At 63.3% G+C, this 18630-nt stretch carries 10 protein-coding genes and 2 pseudogenes; 2 read left to right on the top strand and 10 right to left on the bottom strand.

The features are described 5' to 3' along the window. Positions 1-6: 6 nt before the first annotated feature. From JYG32_RS33350 to JYG32_RS33335, 4 genes are all read right to left on the bottom strand, one after another. Entirely contained in the window at positions 7-2100 is a 2094-nt protein-coding gene (locus JYG32_RS33350; RefSeq protein ID WP_213268276.1) for a hypothetical protein, read from the bottom strand. A 241-nt stretch (positions 2101-2341) separates the two neighbouring features. Next, complete coding sequence (locus tag JYG32_RS33345) at positions 2342-2680, bottom strand: hypothetical protein (protein WP_213267945.1); 339 nt, start codon at positions 2678-2680, stop codon at positions 2342-2344. A gap of 132 nt (positions 2681-2812) precedes the next feature. Further along, positions 2813-3271: a hypothetical protein gene (locus JYG32_RS33340; RefSeq protein WP_249744948.1), complete on the bottom strand. Its 459-nt coding sequence runs from the start codon at positions 3269-3271 to the stop codon at positions 2813-2815. 214 nt (positions 3272-3485) lie between these two features. After that, positions 3486-4250 (bottom strand): response regulator transcription factor, encoded by a 765-nt coding sequence (locus JYG32_RS33335; protein ID WP_213267944.1) that lies wholly within the window; start codon positions 4248-4250, stop codon positions 3486-3488. Between JYG32_RS33335 and JYG32_RS39780 the strand changes: the two genes are divergently transcribed. After that, positions 4243-5001 (top strand): transposase, encoded by a 759-nt coding sequence (locus tag JYG32_RS39780; protein ID WP_213267943.1) that lies wholly within the window; start codon positions 4243-4245, stop codon positions 4999-5001. The two genes, JYG32_RS33335 and JYG32_RS39780, sit on opposite strands and share 8 nt — an antisense overlap. Positions 5002-5227: 226 nt before the next feature. Here JYG32_RS39780 and ompA read toward each other — a convergent pair whose 3' ends face one another. Further along, positions 5228-5869 (bottom strand): outer membrane protein OmpA, encoded by a 642-nt coding sequence (gene ompA, locus JYG32_RS33325; protein WP_213267942.1) that lies wholly within the window; start codon positions 5867-5869, stop codon positions 5228-5230. 247 nt (positions 5870-6116) lie between these two features. Beyond that, the gene (locus tag JYG32_RS33320) at positions 6117-6908 is read right to left on the bottom strand and encodes an OmpA family protein (protein WP_213267941.1); all 792 of its coding nucleotides are present in this window, start codon (positions 6906-6908) and stop codon (positions 6117-6119) included. 562 nt (positions 6909-7470) lie between these two features. On the opposite strand from JYG32_RS33320, the gene JYG32_RS33315 reads away from it, so the two are divergent. Continuing rightward, positions 7471-9300: a tetratricopeptide repeat protein gene (locus JYG32_RS33315; RefSeq protein WP_213267940.1), complete on the top strand. Its 1830-nt coding sequence runs from the start codon at positions 7471-7473 to the stop codon at positions 9298-9300. A 75-nt stretch (positions 9301-9375) separates the two neighbouring features. Here JYG32_RS33315 and JYG32_RS39260 read toward each other — a convergent pair. The 4 genes and pseudogenes from JYG32_RS39260 to JYG32_RS33300 form a co-directional block, all read right to left on the bottom strand. Continuing rightward, positions 9376-9576 (bottom strand): annotated as a pseudogene (locus JYG32_RS39260) (ShlB/FhaC/HecB family hemolysin secretion/activation protein); the annotation flags it as partial. Positions 9577-9765: 189 nt separating this feature from the next. Further along, a complete protein-coding gene (locus JYG32_RS33310) occupies positions 9766-10611 on the bottom strand; it encodes a peptidylprolyl isomerase (RefSeq protein WP_174379029.1) in 846 nt (281 codons plus the stop codon). A gap of 98 nt (positions 10612-10709) precedes the next feature. Continuing rightward, the gene (locus JYG32_RS33305) at positions 10710-16838 is read right to left on the bottom strand and encodes an ESPR-type extended signal peptide-containing protein (RefSeq protein WP_213267939.1); all 6129 of its coding nucleotides are present in this window, start codon (positions 16836-16838) and stop codon (positions 10710-10712) included. Positions 16839-18076: 1238 nt separating this feature from the next. Then, positions 18077-18475, bottom strand: a pseudogene (locus tag JYG32_RS33300) (IS6 family transposase); the annotation flags it as partial. Positions 18476-18630: the final 155 nt, after the last annotated feature.

The raw sequence follows: 18630 nt of genomic DNA, 5'->3' as shown, positions 1-18630 counted from the left end.
AGGCGGTCACCAGTAATACTTCTGCGACTGCGCCCACTTGCTGCGCGGGTAGGCGGACTTCAGCATGTCAAACCACTTCTTGCGCGTGCCGCGCGGAATGTCGTTGCCGCCGCAGTCGCTGTAGCCCGCTGGCGCGAAGCAGTGGATCGCGCGATATAGCGCATAGGCGCGGTCGTCCGCCGGCGCCTGCGCGTTGCCGATCACCGTCAGATAATTGCCGATTCGCTCGAAAACCTTGCCCGGGAATTGCGATGGCATGCTGCCGAGGGTCGCCGGGCGCATGGGCCTGGTCGTAGCCGGCTCGCCGACCAGTGGATACGCAGGCGGATTGCGCCGGACGAATTCGGCCAGGCAGTTCAGCCCCTTCGGGTCGGCCGGGTTCTGCTGAAGCGCGGCCGCGACATCGCGCGGCGACGGGCACGCGTAGCCGGCGTCGCCGTCGATCCCGGCCAGCGCAAACGGCTTGAGCGGATCGGACGGCTTGCCCGAAATCAGCGCAAGGTCCGCGATGAAGGCCGGATACTGCGCGCGCGTCAGTTCCTTGTACAGCAGCGAGTACAGTGCGATGTCACGCAGCGCACCGCCAGTTGCCTCGTTCTGCGCCTGTGCTCGCAACAGGTCCGCACCGGCCGTGTGTTGCAGCAGGGCCGCGCGGATGCCGGCATTCTGAATCGGCGAATCGTCCGCGAACACCCGATCCACCAGGCCGGCCTGCTCGAGGTTGATCGCGAGCGCAAGCTCCAGCGCCTCGCGCTGCAATCGATACTTCGCGAGCGGGATCAATTGCGCCCAGAGTTGCCGGGCCTTGTTCGCCCGGCCGCTGTCCTCGAGCGCGAACCCGCGCAACATCTGCTGGCTCAGGCCCAGGTAGTCGAGCGATACGCCGGGAGCCTGCGGCAGCAATGCAAGTGCGTCGTCGGGTTTATGGTCGACGAACACGTGATAGGTCGCGACCAAATAGTCGTGCAGTGCCGGCGCGCCGGCAAAACGCGGCTTCTGCGCAAGTAACTCGTTCAGCGACATCGGCTTTCGCCCCGTCGGACCATCGACGTCAGGCGTGCTCATCCGCATCAGGTCGACGATTGCGAGCAGCGATGGCGATCGGAGCTGACCCGAGTCGAGGCCCGGTGTCTGCAGCAGTTTGCTGTCGAGTTCGTTCGCCAGTTGCCCGAGTTGCACATTCGACGTTTGCTCCGACCAGTCCGTGAATGCCCTGTCATAGAGCTCGGCCTGGCGCGCGGCATTGCCGCCAAGCCATGCGATGCGCCGTTGCAAGCCAACTGCGGATGTCGCGTAGCGGCCGTGCGGATAGGCGTTCAAATAGACACGGAAGACCGTATCGGCGGCGCCGAGCGCGATCTTGTTTACGTTGGCAGGATTCATCGCGCCCGAGCCGTCCGTATTAAACGCCCCGGCCTGCGCGACGTTCAACTGCGCGCGGCCGGTCATGTAGAGCCCGGCGTCCTTCAGCCACGGATCGGTGCTGGACGACGCGCTGGCAAACGACTTCGTGGCGGACACGAAGTCGTTCCGGTAGAACGCATGTGCGCCGTCGAGGTACGTCGCGAACTGCTGGCCAAGCGCAGACTTGATGCCCGCCGGCTTCGCCCACGTGGTGCCGGCTCCGCCTGCCGCGCAGGTCTTTGCGATGTCCGCGCGCGCCGTGCGCAGCCGCGCGGCGTCGCCGCCGGGAAGATCCTTCGCCGCGGTCAGCGCGTCGTCGAACGCCTTGTTGCCGGACGCCATGCTCCGGCAGATGTTGCCTTCGCCGTCGGCGTAGGCCTCCGCTCGAGCACCGTCCGCCGTGTCAGGCTGCTTCTGACCGATATCGATCCATCCGGAGAAGTCGTACGAAAACGGTACGACGAGCCGGCTCGTTCTGACCGCGGGCGGAATGGTTCCAGGGTCCGGGAAAACCTGCGCGAGCCTTCCGCCATCGGCCATCAGCAGCATCGCGTTGATCCGACTGTCGTTGCCGGGACTCAGAATCGGGATGCCCCCGCATGAAAAACCGCTCGGCCTGAGCGTGGCAGTCGGTTCGCACGCCCCGTCCGAACTCGCGTAGGCGGCCGAAACGGGGAGCAGGCTCGCCACGAGCATGGCGGTCAGGGATTTGTGCAGCAATATGATTCTCCGTGTTGTGGGGTAGGCCGGTTTTAGTAGTTCAGGTGGCGTCCGGGGTCAGGTAGTCAGCCTGCTCCAGGCTTGCATCAGCTGGAATGGGGATACCAAACCAATCGATAAACCGTCACGACCGCGGTTTTATAATCCATTGACCTGCTCAAACACTTCTCCAATGGTTTTACGATTTACCCGATAGCATGACGGAGCGGCCAGACATTCAAAACCCGCCCTTCTCCTCGGCGTAATACCAATCACCTGAAATCCCTTCCACCTCACTCCGATCCGGAATATTCGATCGGTTTTTCGCACAATAGTAGCTATCCCGACACCAAAAACATGTCGCCAATGAAAACTCCGCAGCAGCTACATCGCCATGTTTATCGTATTCGACATTGGCAATTTTCACATCGATACCAGTGTCGTCCAAGGCGTCGCCTACATGCTCGAACAGGCGATTTTCCTGATCGTTGAATTCCGAAGGCTTGCCGTCGAAAAGATTGCAGGTCGTCGCATCCGGATCAGTAATATGGCTATAGCTGACGATATGTTTTTGCACCAATCCTGATTTCGATAGGCAACCACGTGATGAGCGCGCGTGTTACCTCTTCTTCCATTCTTTCAGCCGCCAATACGCTTCCAAATTGCGTCCCGATGTCGTCGGCAACGCGCTCCCGCCGACGGACTTCGATCACACCCATACTTCTTCGAGCAGGCTGCCCGGCAACGGCGATCGACGTGGCGATTGAACAAACCGTTGTAGCTTGTTCCATGCATCGACGTAGCGATATTTCGGCAGGCTGCCGATCATTTCGTCGCAACTCAAAAGAATTCGCTCGAGTCCCGACAGCCCCTCGGCAGACAATTGCCATTCCTGCCCCTGCTCCGCCGCCCGGATGCTGCGTTCGAGCGCTGCCTCGACCTCGATAAACAACGCAAGGTCGTTCTCGGTGCGTGCGTTCTCGAGCAGGAAATACGTCATGTAAATGATGCGCAGCAGCGCGATCACTGTCTCGAGCGTGCCGTGCCCGGCCCGCATGGCCGCCAGCGACAGATGGTTCTCCAGGGAGACATCGCGCACGACGATCGCCGCCAACGGCAACAGCATTTCCCGGGTGCGCGGCGCGCGGGGTTTGTTCTTCCGGGTCATTTCGAGTCGACTCGCATCTGTTTCGTGCCCGGTCTGCACGCCGGACTCCCGGTCTTGCTCATTGCCATGCCACGGTAGCGTCGAGCATTCGAGTGAGGGTCGCTTGCATGGTCGCGTCGGGAAATGGAAAAAAGGCACGGCTGCATACGCCGCCGCGCAAAAATGCCCCGAAGACTTGAAGATAGCGGGGCTCGGAGGCCATTCCGGGTCGAGGTCATCGGCTGTCCGCGATGTCGACGGTAGTCCGGGTCATCGCTTCGAGGCTCCAGCAGGCTGGGCGACCTTGCTTCCGGTCGACGGGATCCAGCCGATAGCCCCAACGAGGGAGCGATGTCACGCGATAGCCGTTCTCCGGATGCAAGCCGAGCTTCTTGCGAAGCGCGCAAACATGCGTGCCGACGGATCGCGATTTCGTCATGGCGTCGTTATGCCAGACGGCTGTCGCAATGCGATGCCGGCTGATTGTCTCGGAGAGGTTCCTGAAGAGCAGGAGCGCGAGGTCGAACTCCTTCGGCGTCAATGTCACCGGCCGACCGCGCACCTGCACGCTGCGGTTATGCTTGTCGAAGCGGTACTCGCCGAAGACGACCTGCTCCGTGTCGCCGTCCGGATACGGCTTGATGTGACGGCCCAAAGCAGTGATCCGTGCCAGCGATTCCGCGTTGCCTGGCGGCTTTTCGATGTAGACGTCGGCACCGCTATCGAGGCCGCGCACGATGTCGCACTCGGCCGTCTGTTGCGTGACGCACAGCACGACGCGGATCGCCGGATACGCACGAGACAACCAACGCAACGTGTCGTATCGGACGATATCCGGCGCCTCCCAGTTCAGGATCACAACGTCGATAGATACGTCGTCGAGCAGGAATTTGAGGCCATGATCGTCTGACACGCCCAGACAGAAGTGCCCGGCGAACGACAGGTCGGCCAGCGCGCGATCGAGCACGCCGACCTCGGTCTCGAGGATTGCAATGTTCATGGCAAACGAGGGTATCCGGCTGCGCCCCCGGAATCGGGTGCACGAAAGAGCATGCCCAATCGGGAAAGCAGTCGATGATGAAGTGCCCAGTCTAGGACTGGCAGCGACGAATGTCTGTCAGAACGTGTCAGGTCGCGATGCCGCGCCGATGCTCGGAATCCGATGCACTATCCCGTCCCGCGATTCGGTGCCGATCGGCGACACGAATCGCACAAGCGTCGCGTTCGATCGCTGCCGTCTTCTCCTAAAAGGTCAGTTCAAAAAAGAGCCCGGAAGGGCTGTTTACTTTCCAACGAACCCCACCGATCGCGCACGGCCAGGGTCCAAACACCACGTCCTCGTAGAGGTGAACGGCGTTCCTGTCAGCGCGATCCTGACCGGCGCGAACCGCAACGATGTCGCGCAACTGCTGTCGCTGGTCGACGCGATTCCGTCGATTCGCGGCACGCGCGTGCCGACCGCTTCGCGAGCCCAAGGTCATCTACGCCGATCGTGGCTACGATTCCGACTCGCATCGCGGCCGACTTCGCGAGCGCGACATCGGACCGGTCATCGCCAGGCACCGCACCGAACACGACAGCGGCCTGGGCAAATTCCGCGGGGCGTCGAACGGACTCACTCGTGGCTCCATGGCTTCCGCCGGCTTCGCATTCGCTTCGAACGCCGATCCGACATTCACGAAGCATTCCTAAAACTAGCCTGTTCACTCGTCTGCTGGAACAGCTTCAGCCGGACTGAGCGGCCTTTTTGAACTGGCCTTTCACTTTCTGCCGAACGACCTTCGCCTTACGGGGGCGGCTTGAAGCTGTTTGATATTGTTGCTGCTCACGCACGCCACGGTCACTGTTGGCAAATGCCGCGATCGGATCCGACGGAAGCTGATGCGACGCATGGTCTTGTTGGTGAAGAGAACCGCTAACCACTAGCATTCGTCGCAAACACTCCTGCGCGACCGAGCGTGATCAGCGCAGTTGCGCCTACCGCCTGATCGTGCCAACGACTTCGACTTCCACCCGACGATCCGGGGCAAGGCACGCAATAAGCTTCATGTGGCTCTTGTCGTTGCAGCCCGCCGTAATCGGATTTCGCGAACCTTTTCCCTCCGCATAAATTCGTCCCGCAGGTACCCCCTTGCTCACCAGGTACGCCTTGACGGCCAGCGCGCGACGTAACGACAAGCCGTCGTTGTATGCTACTGCGCCCGTGCGGTCGGTGTAGCCAGTTACAACAACGACCTCCAGATTCACCGTTGAGAGCCTGCCAGCCAGCTCGTCCAGCTTTTCCTTCCCATGGGGCTTCAGCGCGGATTTATCGAAGTCGAACAGTGCGTCGGCCTGAATCGATGGATGGTCAGCATCCGTCGTCATAGGCGGCGGGCCTTCCGAGCGCCGCTGTGGCGCATCCAGCGCTCCATCGCACCGCGCGTCCGCAGTTGCGGGGGTCCATGATGCATCGCGCCAGCACAGCTCATTTGTCCCGTTCATCCAGACACCTGTGCCAGTGCCATCTGCCCAGTTATCGGGAGTTGGCTGCCGGGTTGATGATGCGGGTTGCGCCTGCGCGGCTGTAGTCAGAGCAGCAACCGATGCAACAAGAGTCAATCTCGTCAATCTGTTCATAAGAGGGCGGTTCAAAAAAGATTGCGACGGCTTTGACTTCTCGCGCTTCTATTGCGGCGCTGCACTTGGCATCCCGCCAGTCGACTGCCAGTACTTGGCGGGCGGCCTCGCCAGGCATCAGTGAACAACCGTGGAACGCAAGGCTGCCGATCCTGGAGCCCGAGGCATGGGATGTCTGAGGATGATCGGGCAGCAATAGCGGAGGCAGCAGCGATCGCGCCCCGACGTCCCCGCATTGGTATCGGTGTCAATCGCGCTTTTCCCCGGCGACATCGATCGTCACCCGACGGTCCGGCTGCAAGCACCGAATCGCCTCGACCGTCTTGCCCGCCGGGCACCCGTTCGTCACCGGGGTCGTGCTGCCCGCCCCCGCTACCACCACCGGATTGCGCGGCAAGCCCTTCGCCACGAGGTAATCGCGCACCGTCTGCGCCCGCGCCAGCGACAGTTCCTGGTTATGCGCATCCGGCCCGATCCGGTCCGCATGCCCGATGATCGTCACCGACTTCAGGTTCCGATAGCCGCCGTTCAGCCGTTCCGCGATATCGTCCAGCGCCGTTTGTCCGCCAGGCAGCAAATCATTCAGCGACGAACGGTCGAACGCGAACAGCACGTCGTCGTTCACCGCGAAATGCTCCGACACCGTGGGCGCGGCAGCCGCCGGCGCCGCCGATGCCTGAGCCACCAACGCATCACACTCGTGCTCCTTCCAGTGCGTGCTCTTCACCTGAGCGTTGCCGTCGTAGACGATCTGGTACTGGCACGTGATGTACTCGTTGCCCTTACCCGTTCGGAAGTTGAAAATGTAGTTCCACTTGCGCACGCCGAAGAAGCCTTCCGAGAAGTGCGGCTCCTGCAGCAGCGCATAGACCTGGTCCTTTGACAGCCCGGGCATCATCTGCCGCAGATTGTCGACGTTCGGAAACGTCCCTTCCTTCAGCCACGCTTCGTCGCGCTCCGGAAACGTCACGCCAGCGTCGTCCGCATGCGCGGACACCGAGCCGGCCAGCGCTGCAATCGTCACGGCGAGCACCTGCATGGCCCGTCTCGCGCGGCCGACTTTCGCAATCGGCACACCGGTCAGAAATCGGATCGGATCTGTCATTTGCAGCCTCTGCATAGTCAGTTGAACGTATGAGATACACCCACCGCGGCGCCAAAATCCGGCTTGCCGAGTGTCGGCGAGACGGTAACGCCGCCGTTGACGCGCCGGCCGTTTTCCGACGCTCCTCCGAGCCCGAGCGCCACGCCAGCCTGAACAACTGTCAGGACGTGTCAGGCATTCCGCTGGCTATCGCATATCGTTCCGCATGCGCCGTCTGGCGACTCAGGCAGTTCAGTCGATGGCCATCTCGCCAGATTCTCGCTCGCCGACTGCTGCACCCCGCATGAGCGCGTCGGCAGAGTCTAAGGAAAAAGTTCGAACGTATGGAGCCGGCCTGACAACGCCTGACATTCTTACGGTGAACACGGTCGACATCCGCGCATATCATCGGCAAGACTCACGGCCGAATTTCACGCGGCCGCTCGTCGAGCACGATTCGTCATACCAGGCTCGCGCCCGATCGATCTGACGTCGCCCCTAGTCCCGCGAAGCACTCATGACGGAAAACCTCCTCACTCTGTTGCACGTGCAGTCCCTTTTCCGCCGTTGCGATCTGATCGCCGCGGCATGCGCAATCGACGCATGGCGCGCCGCGATGCCCGACGATCACGACGCGCTCGCGTGCCTCGCGCATCTGCTGCGTCTGCGGGGTCGCCACGCCGATGCGCGCGAAGCGCTCGACCGGGCGCTCGATGCGTCGCCGGAAGCCGAACTCCCGCTCGTGGAAATGGCGCGGCTCGCGAATGCGACGGCGGGCGCGCCCGCCGCTCTGCCCTGGTACAACCGGGCTTGGCAAGCACGTCCCAACGCGATCGACTGGCTCGACGAATGGTTCGATGTGCTCCTTCGATGCGGGCATATCGGGCAGGCATCCTTCGTTGCCGCACGCTTGTGCGAGTGCGCCCCCGATCGCGCCGACAACTGGTTCAAGCTCGGGCTCGCACATCAGCAGCAAGGCGCGCACGCCGCGGCAGTCGAAGCGTATCGCCGCGCGATGGCGCTCGATCCCCTGCTGCCCATGCTGGCAAACAATCTGGCGGCCGCCCACGTCGATCTCGGCGGGTACGACACGGCCAGGCCGATGCTCGAGGACGTGATCTCGCGAGAGCCGAATCATGCATTCGCGTGGACGAACCTGGCCAACCTGCATCTGAAATGCCGCGCCCCCGAGGCCAGCCTGATCGCGGCCGAACGCGCGTGCGCGCTCGCACCTGATTTTTCGAACGCCCTGCAAGCACGGGCGAACGCATTGAAGGAACTGCAGTGCTGGAACGAGGCGCGAGCAGTGACTGAACACGCGGCGCGCGGTGCGCCGGACCGGCCCGGCACCGCCTGGTCGCTGGCGATGATGCAGCTCGTCCACGGCGACTACCACAACGGCTGGATCAATCACGAGGCTAGATGGGCCGGAGCGCCCGAGTTGCGCGGCAGGCATCACCGCATCGACCGGCCGCAGTGGCAAGGCCAGCCTCTCGCCGGCAAGACGCTGTTCGTCTGGGGTGAACAGGGCTTCGGCGACGCGCTGCAGTTCGTCCGGTTCGTGCCGATGATCGCCGAACGCGTCAGGCGGGAAGGCGGCCGGCTCGTCTACTGCTGCTTCGCCGACCTGCTGCCGCTGTTCTCGCGCAGCCTCGCCGCCTGTGCAGATCACATCGTTCCGCACGACATGCGCCCACTGCCGCCGTTCGACTATCACCTGCCGCTGTGCAGCCTGCCGCTCATGCTCGGGATCACGCTGGAAACGCTGCCTCGGCGCGTTCCGTATCTGACGGCAGACACGGAACGCGTCGCGCACTGGCGCGAGCGCCTGTCACACACCGGCACGCTCAAGGTCGGCCTGGTCTGGACCGGCAACCGCACGCATCAGCGAAACCCGCTGCGCTCGGTGAGCAGCGTCGCGTACGCGGATGCCTTCGCCGCACTGCCGAACATCGAGTTCCACAACCTGCAACTGGACGCTCACGCCGAAGTCATGCAAGCGCGCGAAGCGGGACTCGCGCTCGTCGATCACGCAGACGCGCTGCAAACGTTCGACGACACGGCTGCGCTCGTGTGCAATCTCGATCTCGTGATCACGGTATGTACATCTGTCGCGCACCTATCCGGCGCACTCGGCATACCGACGTGGTTGTTGCTGGACGTGAATCCGCACTGGGTCTGGATGCTCGAACGCAACGACAGCCCGTGGTATCCAACCACGCGGCTCTATCGCCAGGCCCGCTACGGAGAGTGGCGATCGGTGCTCGACCGGCTGCGTGCCGATCTCACCGTGTTGAGCAAGCGCGGCCGGGCGCTCATCGATACGCATCCGTCTGGCCACATGTAGCATCCGGTAGAAATCGCGCGCCGCTGCACGCATCCTCTCGCGGTCGAACCCGCGTACCGTGTAGCGGCCGCCGATCGGCTTGTCGCGCTTGATGTCGAGCACGACGTCGCTTTCGCCGGGACGTCGGCCGGGACGATCTGCATCGATACGTCCTGGCTCGTGACATGCTCCATTTGCTCGTGGCCTTGTTCATTCACCGTCGTGTGTCGGGAATGCGGCCTTCCGGATACCGCGAAGCTTCTCGTAGGAGAAACGAATGAGACGGACCACGCCGGGGGCTGGCGTGAGCACGAATCCATCGATGCGGAAGCACGTTTTTCGCTTTGTTTATGCGGAACGGGTGACCAGCCAGACCCCGACCAGAATGACCAATGCTCCGACAACTTGAATCGGTCGCAGGAGATGCTCGTGCAGCGCGGTAATCGACCGCGATTCTGGAAGGCGTCGCGCGGGCAATTTGCGGGGTTACTGAACGTTGGCCTGCCCCACCAGTTTCGAAACCAGCGCGTCGGTCGCCTGCTTCCGCTCCACCGCCTCGAGCTGTTGCCGGATCGGGCCCTTGGCCTGTTCATACGCCGGCACCTGCGTCGGACGCGCTTCCTCGACTCGCACGATGATCCGGCTACCGTCGACGATCACCGGCGCCTTGGTCGTCCCGCCGGCCGGCAGATCGGCGATCGCACGCGCGAGATCCAGCGGCAACCCGGCCGTCTTGCCCTCCTGCACCGGCGTCTTGAAGCTGACCCAACCGAGGTCGCCGCCCGCGTTTTTGTTGGACGCCTCGCTGTATTGCCGCGCCAGGTTCTCGAACCCTGCACCACTCTTGAGCTTGTCCAGCACGACACTGGCCGTCGCATCGTCCTTCACGCTGATGATGCGCGTCTTGAACTCCTTCTCGCCCAGGCTCGCGACGATCGCGTCGTAGCGCGCCTTGACCTGCGCATCGGTCACCGCCGCCGGATGCACGTTGTCGCGCAGATACAGCTCGCTTTCCGCGCGCGCCGTCGCACTCTTCGCCGCCTCGACGACTTCGGCGCGCTTGCCGTATTGCGCCTTGTCGGCCACCTGCCGAACCACTTCACCGGCGATCAGATCCTTCTTCAGCGCCGCGCGAGCCGCATCGTTGTCCGGCAGGCCGGAGAGCCGCATCGCGAGATCGAGTTGCGCTTTCGTCAGCGGCGCGCCGTTCACCCGCGCAATCACCGCCTGCCCGCCCGCATTCGCTTCCGCGCACGATCCCGCGACAGGTACGCCAGCCACCAGCAGCGCCGCCAGTACCCCGCTCCATTTTTTCGACATCCGGTTTTCCATGTGATTCTCCTTTCAGACTCGTTCATGTATCGAGGCGGTCGCGAGACCGAGCATCGCGAATGCTGCCATGCAATGTTTCATCTGACGCCGCCGTGCGTTCAATTGAAGGTGTGCGAAACGCCCACGACCGCACCAAAGTCTGGCTTGCTGAGCGTCGGTGAAATCGAGATGCCCCCGTTCACGCGCCAGCGACCATTCTCGGACGTGCCACCCATCCCGACGGCCACGCCCATCTGTCCGTGGTAATAGCCCGTGGCTGCCGCGGCAGAGTATTTTCCGGGGCGATCGTCAAAGCGCAGTCCTGCCGCAGCCATCGCCGCTGCCGTTCCCGCATAGGCCTTGTTCAGGTTGCCCGAGATCTGGTTTTCCAGATTGCCCAAACCGGCCTTGAGCTGGTTGACGTTGACCGCATCTGTGCCGTTAATGCCAGGGGCCACGTTGGTAATGCGTCGCTCATCGCCCACCGAGCCCACGGACACCGTGTTCGCTTCGCTCGCCACCGAGCCGGCGCCCAGCGCCACCGAATTCGCGGCCGTCGCCACCGCGCCGTTGCCCAGTGCCGTGCTGCTGCTGCCCGTCGCCGAACTGCCGTTGCCCACTGCCGTACTGCTGCTGCCCGTCGCCGAACTGCCGTTACCCACTGCCGTGCTGCTGCTGCCCGAGGCCACCGCGCTATTGCCCACCGCAAGCGCATCGGAACCCGTCGAGCTTGGTGCCGTGTAGCTCGAGACGTTCGCCGTCACGTACGGATCCGTGCTCGTCGAACTCGTACTGCCCGAGCTCGTACTGCCAGAGCTGGAACTACCCGACGCCGTGGACGCCACCGACTCGATCGAGCCCGTGAGCGAGCTCACTGCCGCCTCCAGCTGGCTCAGGTTCACCGCATCCGTAGACTGCGTGCCCGGCGCCACGTTGGTGATCTGCCGCAACGATCCCGAAGCGCCTACCGACACCGCTCCCATAGCGGTCGTGAAACTGTTGTGCGTAATCGGATCCGTGTACGTGCCAGCCGCGCGATCGGCCACCGACCCCGCACCGAGTGCAACGCCGCCGCTTGTCGTTGCGGATGCGGCACTGCCCAGTGCCACACTGTCCGCACCGCTGGCATTGCTGCCATTGCCTACCGCCGTCGCAGCCACGCCCGCGGCGGTCGCACTGACACCCGATGCCAGCGCATTGGAACCCGTCGCACCGGCGTTGTTGTAGTTCGTGTCCGTTCCGGTCGACGTGCTGTTCACGCTGTAGTCGTGCGTCTGGGCCGCTGCGATATCGCTGGTCAGCGTGTTAGCCACGCTGTACAACTCGGAACCATTCACCGCATCCGTGCTGGTCGAGCTGATCTGGCCGGCCGCCACGTTGGTGACCGTGCGCGGGCTGCCCGATGCCCCCACGCTCACCGTGCTGGTCGCATTCGTGCCGGCGAAGCCGGAGTACGTCACGCCGTTAATCGTCGCGCTCGTGGTATTCACCACCGCAGACGTGGTAGAGCCCGCCCCCAGCGCCACGTCGCCCGTGTTCGCACTGGCAATGGCGCCGCTGCCGATTGCCACACCCGATCCGATACTGGCCGTGCTCGCGTTGCCCAGTGCCACACTGCCCGCACCGCTGGCATTGCTGCCATTGCCTACCGCCGTCGCAGCTGCGCCCGCGGCGGTCGCACTGACACCCGATGCCAGCGCATTGGAACCCGTCGCGCCGGCGTTGTTGTAGTTCGTGTCCGTTCCGGTCGACGTGCTGTTCACGCTGTAATCGTGCGTCTGCGCCGCTGCGATATCGCTGGTCAGCGTGTTAGCCACGCTGTACAACTCGGAACCATTCACCGCATCCGTGCTGGTCGAGCTGATCTGGCCGGCCGCCACGTTGGTGACCGTGCGCGGGCTGCCCGATGCCCCCACGCTCACCGTGCTGGTCGCATTCGTGCCGGCGAAGCCGGAGTACGTCACGCCGTTAATCGTCGCGCTCGTGGTGTTCACCACCGTCGATGTCGTCGAGCCCGCCCCCAGCGCCACGTCGCCCGTGTTCGCACTGGCAATGGCACCGCTGCCGATTGCCACACCCGATCCGATACTGGCCGTGCTCGCGTTGCCCAGTGCCACACTGCCCGCACCGCTGGCATTGCTGCCATTGCCTACCGCCGTCGCAGCTGCGCCCGCGGCGGTCGCACTGACACCCGATGCCAGCGCATTGGAACCCGTCGCGCCGGCGTTGTTGTAGTTCGTGTCCGTTCCGGTCGACGTGCTGTTCACGCTGTAATCGTGCGTCTGGGCCGCTGCGATATCGCTGGTCAGCGTGTTAGCCACGCTGTACAACTCGGAACCATTCACCGCATCCGTGCTGGTCGAGCTGATCTGGCCGGCCGCCACGTTGGTGACCGTGCGCGGGCTGCCCGATGCCCCCACGCTCACCGTGCTGGTCGCATTCGTGCCGGCGAAGCCGGAGTACGTCACGCCGTTAATCGTCGCGCTCGTGGTGTTCACCACCGTCGATGTCGTCGAGCCCGCCCCCAGCGCCACGTCGCCCGTGTTCGCACTGGCAATGGCACCGCTGCCGATTGCCACGCCCGATCCGATACTGGCCGTGCTCGCGTTGCCCAGTGCCACACTGCTCGCACCGCTGGCATTGCTGCCATTGCCTACCGCCGTCGCAGCCGCGCCCGCGGCGGTCGCACTGACACCCGATGCCAGCGCGTTCGAACCCGTCGCACCGGCGTTGTTGTAGTTCGTGTCCGTTCCGGTCGACGTGCTGTTCACGCTGTAATCGTGCGTCTGCGCCGCTGCGATATCGCTGGTCAGCGTGTTAGCCACGCTGTACAACTCGGAACCATTCACCGCATCCGTGCTGGTCGAGCTGATCTGGCCGGCCGCCACGTTGGTGACCGTGCGCGGGCTGCCCGACGCACCCACGCTCACCGTGCTGGTCGCATTCGTGCCGGCGAAGCCGGAGTACGTCACCCCGTTAATCGTCGCGCTCGTGGTGTTCACCACCGTCGATGTCGTCGAGCCCGCCCCCAGCGCCACGTCGCCCGTGTTCGCACTGGCAATGGCACCGCTGCCGATTGCCACGCCCGATCCGATGCTGGCCGTGCTCGCGTTGCCCAGTGCCACACTGTCCGCACCGCTGGCATTGCTGCCATTGCCTACCGCCGTCGCAGCCGCGCCCGCGGCGGTCGCACTGACACCCGATGCCAGCGCATTGGAACCCGTCGCACCGGCGTTGTTGTAGTTCGTGTCCGTTCCGGTCGACGTGCTGTTCACGCTGTAATCGTGCGTCTGCGCCGCTGCGATATCGCTGGTCAGCGTGTTAGCCACGCTGTACAACTCGGAACCATTCACCGCATCCGTGCTGGTCGAGCTGATCTGGCCGGCCGCCACGTTGGTGACCGTGCGCGGGCTGCCCGACGCACCCACGCTCACCGTGCTGGTCGCATTCGTGCCGGCGAAGCCGGAGTACGTCACCCCGTTAATCGTCGCGCTCGTGGTGTTCACCACCGTCGATGTCGTCGAGCCCGCCCCCAGCGCCACGTCGCCCGTGTTCGCACTGGCAATGGCACCGCTGCCGATTGCCACGCCCGATCCGATGCTGGCCGTGCTCGCGTTGCCCAGTGCCACACTGTCCGCACCGCTGGCATTGCTGCCATTGCCTACCGCCGTCGCAGCCGCGCCCGCGGCGGTCGCACTGACACCCGATGCCAGCGCGTTCGAACCCGTCGCACCGGCGTTGTTGTAGTTCGTATCCGTTCCGGTCGACGTGCTGTTCACGCTGTAGTCGTGCGTCTGGTCAGCCAGGGCCACGGCATACAGCTCGCTGCCGTTCACCGCATCCGTGCTGGTCGAGCTGATCCGGCCAGCCGCCACGTTGGTGACGGTGCGCGGGCTGCCCGACGCCCCCACGCTCACCGTGCTGGCCGCATTCGTACCGGCGAAGCCGGAGTACGTCACCCCGTTAAGCGTCGCGCTGGTGGTGTTGACCACTGTCGAGGTAACCGACCCGCTCCCCAGGGCCACATCCCCCGCCTGTGCGCCCGCGGTCGCGCTGGCGCCCAATGCGATCGACTGCGACTGGTTTGCGATGGCCGAATCGCCGAACGCGAGCGCGCTTGCTGCTGTTGCGCTGGAGGAATTTCCCAGCGCTACCGCACCTTGTCCCGTGGCGCTGTTGAGGTTACCGATCGCCACGGCGCCTTGGGCGCTCGCCGTATTGTTCGCACCGAGGGCGACCGCGCCGGTTCCGCTCGCGACGTTCGGATCGCCGATGGCCACTGCGCCGTTGCCCGACGCGGTGTTCGCATCGCCGATCGACACAGCGTTGCCGCCAGTCGCATAAGCACTCGTGCCGATGGCTACCGCATTGGCCGAATTGGCAGTCGCGGTGGTGCCCATGGCAATCGAGGTGCCGCCCGTGGCACTTGCGCCGGTGCCGATGGCAATATCACTCACGACGCTGGAAGGAGAGCCCGAAACACCCGCAACCGCACCGTTGCCCTCGGCGATGCTGCTGTTTCCGTACGCCTTGCTGTTCGTCCCGTAGGCCGCACTCGACGCCCCTGACGCCGTGCTTGCAAAGCCCGTCGCAGTGCTGTCGGTTCCTGATGCCAGGCTGGTACTGCCCAATGCCACGGCGTCCGTCGCAGTGGCCACGGACGTGTTGCCCATTGCGATTGAATCGGTCGCGCTCGCCGTCGAGCCATTGCCGATCGACGTCGAGATGTTCCCCGTCGCATGTGCAAAATTGCCAATGGCAATCGTGTTCTGGACGCTCGAGCTCGAACCGGAAACACCCGAAATTGAATTCTGGCCGAGAGCAACGCTGGAAGTACCATAGGCGACCGCATTCTCTCCCACTGCGACAGTATTGTCTGCTAGCGCTTTCGACGTGTAACCAACCGCGGTACTTGCGGTCCCCGTGGCGGTACTGGCCACGCCGTACGTGGAGCTCAGCGCGCCTGACGCCTTGCTGATTCTGCCGACTGCGGTTGATGAACCGCCGGACGCAGTGGCCGAAGCACCAATTGCCACATCGCCAATCACCGATGATGCAGAACCCGACACACCAGCTACTGCACTGATACCCTCCGCAATGCTGCTATTGCCATACGCTTGAGCTCCGTATCCCATAGCAAGCGAAGCCGTGCCTGACGCGGTGGATACTGTCCCGAATGCAGCCGCGTTCACGCCAGAGGCCGTGTCGACCGCACCTACCGCAGTTGCACCACCGGCCGAAGCGGTACTCTGACGGCCGAGGGCCGTCGTGTAACCGGCGGATGCCACCGCCAAATACCCTGCCGCCAGTGTTGCTCCCCCGGATGCCGTCGCTCCATATCCGATGGCAACATCAGTACTGCTGGTAGCGTTGGCAAAGTTTCCCACTGCGGTGCTCTGGGCACCTGCTGCCACTGCGCCAAAGCCGATGGCCGTGGCTCGTGATGAACTTGCAGTGGCAATGACGCCAATAGCAGTCGAGGCGCCGCCGGAAGCGATCGAATGGTAGCCCAGCGCGTTTCCTTCATCGCCAGATGCCGTCGCCCCCTCCCCAAGCGCCGTACTGCTGACACCACTGGCAAGCGCTGCCGTGCCCACTGCGGTGGCACTTCCGCCCGATGCCATCGCGGTATAACCGATCGCCGTGGTTTGATCGGCAATGGCGCGCGCGGCGTTGCCGAACGCGGAACTGGCTTTTCCGCTCGCCGTCGCCACCGCGCCGACTGCCGTCGCAGAACTACCCGACGCGGTCGCGAAATAACCGAAAGAAACAGCCTCGCCGTTGGTTGCAAGGGCCCCATAACCCAGCGCCATGGAGTAGTCTCCTGACGCGGTTGACGTGTAACCCAGCGCCATGCTGGCTTGCCCGGACGCCGTCGCCCCGTCCCCAATTGCGACGCCGTTCTGAATCGTTGCTGTGCCCGAAACACCTGCGACAGCATATGCGCCGATCGCAATCGCGTTATTTCCGTAAGCCTCCGCCGTCGTGCCGCAGTTAATGGAACCGGCACCCTGCGTCCCGCTTGGAATCTGCGCAGAGCCAGACGAGCTGACACAGTATGATTGGGCGTAAACGTCCGGGACCATGACGGTTGCACCGAGCGCGAAGATTGATGCAGCAATCGGACCCGCGACAAAGCGTGTGGAGCGTGTGCTCAAAGTCCCCTTGCGACGTCCTCGTGCATTTTCCGCGGCCACGTTCCAGCAGCCCGATGCGTCGTTCCACACGGTGCGGTAAATTCTGTTCATTTTCCACCTCGATCCATTGCCCAGACTTCGGGAAACCTCGACGACCGGCCGCGTTCGCATCGCGCCAACGCACAGCCATTCACGCTTGAGGCAAAAGGGTATCCAATTGGCTTGGGAGGAACTGTCAGAGCATGTCAGGACTCGTCCCAAAGTGAATGCACGAGCTACGTCAGTTCATAGACCAGGCACGCCGGGTCCACCGCGCAAGCGTGGGTGGTTCGTCACCCAAGGGCTCGAACCACCGCGAACGATGCAACCGCTGACCCGACACTCTCTGACAATGTTGTGGTTTCGCCGATGCACGTCAGGATCCGAACGCCGTCGTTTGTTTTCCGTGATTCCCAAATCACCGAGGGCGTGAATTCCCGTCTCTGGATCGACGCCACAACGCGACTGCGCTCCGCCATCAGATCAATGAAATGCTCACAGCAAACGTCTTATCAATGCAGCAGAAGCAATCGAATGAACGGACTCCGGGTGCCCTGACGACGCGCGCTCGTCCTACTGCGTAAATTCCAGCTGAGGCACCGTTCTGGCCCTTTCGTGCGCGCAAGAATCAAGTTCGGGTGAGCTGTGTTGCCGCCGCAAGGTTCAGGGCAACCGCGTGGAAACTCATGGGGTCTTGGCGAGGCGGCTAGCGTATGCGGCGAAGCCTTGCCAACGCGATCGCACTTCGGTGATGCCGCTTCTGCGCCAGGCAATTTGTCAGTTCTGCCGGGTGCACGCGCGACTGCTGGAAATGGTGGCCGTGGCGTCAGGGGACTTCCCGTGTGCTTCGAGCCCTTACGCATCGGCTTTGACGACACGGCAACGGCAGCGGAGCGATGCAGTCCCGGGCGCTGGTATCCCGAGCCCTGCTGTCCTGGCCGACGCTTCGAATCCGGGCCATGCGTGCGAAACCGGGAACCCGATGCGCTCGCGCCTGGGTTCGACCCGCCCGCCACAAACCGCGCAGCGATCCGCAGCGGCGCAATGGCCACTGGAGGACAACCTTGCCTGGTTCCATGCATGTCCGACGGAGACACCAACGCCATAACTGCCGCGTGTATCGGCAGAACCGGAAACCCGCGCCGACCAGCGGCTGTTCTCGGTATCGTTCACGCCGGCTGCCGCGTTGGTGATCTGCCGTTCCGCGCCCGATGCGGTTTTATCGTGATAACGATTTCAAGTTGAGCAAAGCCTGATATGACTAGGACTACTTATGCAGTGGACGAATAGAATTGGTCGGCGAAAGCTTGTCAGGCGCCGTGGTCTTTCATCTGCCCCGCGGCGAACATGTGAGCCACCTCGATGCCACCGAGTGGAATGCGTGCGCACCGGAAATTCTTGAACCCGAGCATGGGGCGGGTACGCCGCTCGATCGCGCGGTGGTCTTGTTCGACGATATTGTTCAAGTACTTCGTCTGCAGGATCTTGATGGGCGTTTCGCGCTCGGCGTTGATGGCTTCCAGCGCAGCCATATTGTCACCGCTTTTGTCGATCGTCACGGTCGCGGGTTCGCCATTCCGGGCGATCCATTTTTTGAAATACCGCCGCGCCGCAGTCTTATCCCGATGGGCTCGCAACAGAAAGTCGATGGTGTTGCCGGCCTTGTCGACGGCGCGATACCGGTATTTCCATTGGCCATTGACCTTGATTCTTCATCAAGCTTTCAGTCGTTCATCTTGTTCCGCACCTCATAGCTGACCACCTTATTGCAACAGAACCGACTCGGGAGCGGCACGGCCAGGACTCGTATGGCCCAGCGTGTGTTTCAAGGAGGAAGCGGTTTGTGGAGTTCATCTTCAACGCG

Origin of the sequence: Burkholderia pyrrocinia (genome assembly GCF_018417535.1) — a bacterium.
Taxonomy (GTDB): Bacteria; Pseudomonadota; Gammaproteobacteria; order Burkholderiales; family Burkholderiaceae; genus Burkholderia; species Burkholderia pyrrocinia_E.
This window is presented reverse-complemented; position numbering and strand designations above follow the sequence as displayed.